Here is a 3,907-nt window from a genome sequence, read left to right as displayed (position 1 = left end):
CAGAAATTAAATATGCGTTACCCAGAACCCTTGTAGAGACGTAGCAGTGCTACGTATCTACATTCTTTTTCGCAGATGTTTAATAGTGGTAGGCATCAGCCATTCATGCCTTAACTTGTAATTAATCTTTAATTAAAGCTAGCTTAATCATGAGGCATAGATAATAACAAAGTGAAAAAAATACAATATCCCTCAGTAAATATTGTCTCTAGTAGGAATACTAATATGCTCAAGACAAACCTCATTCTGTTCTTATTAGCGTCATTTTTTGCTGCCCCCGCCGCCAACGCAGAGGTTAAGCTGGTCGCAATTGGGAGCCTGAGTGGTAACATCAGTGACCTCTCCAGCAAAACTTCCGCTCCCCTTGAAAATGGTGTTCCAGGAAACATCCTCGGTGGTTTTGGGTCAGGACTGGCCTACGCTGGCCGTAACACCTTTATCGCCATCCCAGATCGCGGACCGAATGCCAAGGCATACAATAGCGCTGTGGATGACACAACATCCTATATCAACCGCTTCCAAACCATCAGTCTGAAACTCATACCTAGCCAGCTTGGTTCAGCGTTGCCCTTTACTCTTACTCCTTCTCTAATTGACACAACCCTGCTATCGAGCAAGAAGCCTCTCTACTACGGTACTGGGGTGGGACTGGGAGTACCAAGCGGTGTCCCGGCGCTGAATGCCAAGAATACCTACTATTTCACTGGACGCTCAGACAACTTCGACCCCAGTCAGATATCGACCTATCCCAATAATGCCCGCTTCGATCCTGAGGGTGTGCGTGTATCCAATGACGGTGAGTCCATCTTTATCTCCGATGAATACGGCCCCTATGTGTACCAATTCAACCGTGAGACAGGTAAGCGCATCAAGGTCTTTACGCTCGACAGCAAGTTCGCAGTCAAAAAGCTAAATCCTGTTGGTGATACAGAGATTAGCAGTAACACATCTGGACGTGTTGCGAACAAAGGTATGGAAGGTCTGGCGATTACCCCTAATGGCAAGACTCTAGTCGGCATCATGCAGAGTCCGTTGCTCCAGGACGGTGGTACTAATGGCGCTTACACCAGAATTGTTAAGATCGACATTGCAACAGGTGCCACCCAGGAATACGCTTATCAGCTAGATAATATCGGCACCTCAGCTAAACCAAAATACTCGACAGTAAGTGAGATTTTGGCCATCAACGATCGCGAATTCCTAGTAGACGAACGAGATGGCAAGGGGTTGGGCGATGGCTCTCAGGCTGCTTTCAAGAAGATATACCGGATCAATCTGACGAATGCTCAAGAAGTAAGCAAGATCACTGGTGAAAAGAACCTTGCGGGTAAGGCAGTAAATAAGACCCTATTCCTCGATGTAGTAGCTACCCTGACTCAGAATGGGATCAAAGCAGAGGACATACCCGCCAAGCTTGAAGGTTTGGCTTTCGGATCAGATGTGGTGATCAAGGGCGTAATCAAGCATACGCTTTTCATCACCAATGATAACGACTTTGTTGGTACCATCACGTCGGATGCTTACCATCCAGCAGGTATCGAGAACCCAAACAAGTTCTTCGTCTTCGCAATTGACACTGCTGATATTCCAGGCTTCGTATCCCAGAAGATTAAAGGAGAGCATAAATATCCGGCGTTCTGGGGAAGAGAATGATCGCAGTATCTCTTGTGGCGTGGGCATCTTCCCATTAGTGTCAAGTTAACAAAGTTAGAGTCTTGTCAAATGGGTAAAACTTAACATATAGCAATCCTATGTCCAGATCCCCGACTTCTTAAAGAAGTCGGGGATCTAAATTTGGAAAATTTTGATCTGAATAGACCCCCTCGAAAATGACCTTTCAAAACCAGTTAGAGTAAGGGTTATAGAAGGGTAGGGTTTTGCAATCACTTTCCCCTCACGGGGATGGAAACTCTACAAAACAGTATTTAATTTAATTGAATTTATCAAACCCCAAACTTGGGCAGATTTGTCTGATATCGCAGTTGCAAAAAGCACTGGCGGCTTTACAGGAACTAAGTAATCTCGATTCTCACCAGGGCAAATCTCCTAATTGGTCAGGGGCTAATGTATCATACAAATGGGGATAAAGATGGGCGGCAAGAGAATTTTTAAGCGTCCCACAACTAACAAAAGTTATTCTTAGGAAGGCGATCGCAGAAGATAAAGAAGCCAGCCAAGAGAAAACAGCATGACCAACACACAGCGACTAGACCATGTAGAAGGTGAACTCGAAACTGTTAAGCGATTGCTAGTGTCTACTGCTAGCTATGCCGATTCATCAAGCAAGCGGCTTGATGAGTTGACCATCAAACAAGATCGTACCCAATCTCACCTCGACGAGTTGACCATCAAACAAGACCGTACCCAATCTCACCTCGACCAGACAGGGGTAAAGGTTGACCAACTTTCTGATAAGGTTGATAGTTTTATCACTCACACGCAACGCCTATTTACAAAGGCAGGCGGTGAGATAGAGGAAACAAAGGCACGAACTGAGCGATTAGAAGCACTGATGCTAAAGCTTGACCGAAACTTTGAAGAACAAAAATCTCAGTTTCAGGAGTTTCAACTCACCACAGGGGCTGCTTTGGAGCGAATTGACCGAGTTTTGGACTATCTACTCAGACAGCAAGGCGGTAATCCAAATCCCCCATCCTAGCCGCGATCGCACCGAGGGACTGAACAGTATTGGCTCTCACAAACCTTGCAACAAGAGCGTTTGACTGATTGTTACTCAGTAGTGTATTCAATTAAGAACCGCAATGTTATATGCTTGAATAAATCACGTTAATTCTATAAAAATATATATTTTAAGTAACTTTGACAACCGAACTAGAAGACATAGCAATAAATAAATACGCCTTGGGACTACACACCACCACACCGGAATTAGGTTTGGCAATTAGTAATTTGGCCAGTGAAACTCGCTTTCAAGTTTGGAATTTGGGGCGTGATTTATCTAGCTTAATACATCAATATTTAATTGAATTTATCAAACCGCAAACTTGGGCAGATTTGTCTTATATCGCAGTTGCAAAAGGTCCTGGTGGCTTTACCGGAACTCGGATTGGTGTTGTTACTGCTCGGACTTTGGGGCAACAATTAAATATCCCTGTATTTGCGATTTCAACTTTAGCGGCGGTAGCTTGGTCAGAAGCAGGCAAAAGTCAAAATTCCAAAACTATCGCTGTGGAAATGCCAGCACAACGAGGTCAAATTTTTGCTGCTATTTATCAGTTTGAGCCAGATAGTTCTAAACTAAGAGCGTGTTTGTCAGATAGAGTGTTGACACCAGAAGCATGGCAGGAAACTTTAGCGAATTGGAAGACTAATTATCAGTTGATTCAAGCCCAATCTGGGTTAGCAGCAACGGTGACAAGTATTTTGGAATTAGCTAATCTCGATTGGCAAGAAGGCAAGTGTCCTAATTGGTCAAAGGCTTTGCCATATTATGGGCAGCATCCAGTACAGAGTGCATAATGCTTCTAAACCTTCTAAACTAGTTATCTAATGATTAATTTACTCATTTTGAGCATGGCTATGTCCGTTTAGATGTCTTAATACGGATGTTATCCAGAAAGATTCGGGATATCTACCCCAAATGTAGTACATAGCCGGAAATATTCCGTATAATACCTGAATATAGATATTATCTAGAAAATTTCTGTCTATTATGAAGGCAAACGGCCATAACCCCGGTTTATCCTCACTTGCTCCCGGTAGATATCCAGAAAAATTCCCTCTAATAAGTAGTTAGGCTGCATATAATTATGGGCTTCTCATGCAGTAAGGGACTGACAAATAAAAAAACATCCCAAATTTTCTAGTGGGATGGGTGTCCCCACCCGTCCCATATTCAGGGCGGGCAGGATGCCCACCCCACAAGATGGATAATTTATTTCTTGGA

At 43.7% G+C, this 3,907-nt stretch carries 3 protein-coding genes and 1 pseudogene; all 4 read left to right on the top strand.

All coding sequences use genetic code 11. The features are described 5' to 3' along the window. Window positions 1–225: 225 nt before the first annotated feature. The 4 genes and pseudogenes from HWQ38_RS19740 (at window position 226) to tsaB (ending at window position 3,480) form a co-directional block, all read left to right on the top strand. Entirely contained in the window at window positions 226–1,653 is a 1,428-nt protein-coding gene (locus HWQ38_RS19740) for an esterase-like activity of phytase family protein (protein WP_292796743.1), read from the top strand. Window positions 1,654–1,930: 277 nt separating this feature from the next. Further along, window positions 1,931–2,017: pseudogene (locus HWQ38_RS19735) on the top strand (tRNA (adenosine(37)-N6)-threonylcarbamoyltransferase complex dimerization subunit type 1 TsaB); the annotation flags it as partial. Window positions 2,018–2,188: 171 nt separating this feature from the next. Further along, complete coding sequence (locus HWQ38_RS19730; protein WP_292796740.1) at window positions 2,189–2,659, top strand: 6-aminohexanoate hydrolase; 471 nt, start codon at window positions 2,189–2,191, stop codon at window positions 2,657–2,659. Between the two features lie 161 nt (window positions 2,660–2,820). Next, window positions 2,821–3,480 carry a tRNA (adenosine(37)-N6)-threonylcarbamoyltransferase complex dimerization subunit type 1 TsaB gene (gene tsaB, locus HWQ38_RS19725; protein WP_292796737.1) on the top strand — a complete coding sequence of 220 codons (660 nt, stop codon included), beginning with the start codon at window positions 2,821–2,823 and terminating at the stop codon, window positions 3,478–3,480. The last annotated feature ends 427 nt before the right edge of the window (window positions 3,481–3,907 follow it).

It is taken from the genome of Nostoc sp. NMS7, assembly GCF_017115085.1.
Lineage (GTDB): Bacteria > Cyanobacteriota > Cyanobacteriia > Cyanobacteriales > Nostocaceae > Nostoc.
The sequence above is the reverse complement of the archived record's forward strand: the minus strand, read 5'-3'. Positions and strand labels throughout refer to the sequence as shown.

What these genes read in the sequence shown, in the direction of transcription:
- HWQ38_RS19740 (WP_292796743.1), top strand. Translation starts at nt 226, where the DNA reads ATGCTCAAGACAAACCTCATTCTGTTCTTATTAGCGTCATTTTTTGCT.
- HWQ38_RS19730 (WP_292796740.1), top strand. Translation starts at nt 2,189, where the DNA reads ATGACCAACACACAGCGACTAGACCATGTAGAAGGTGAACTCGAAACT.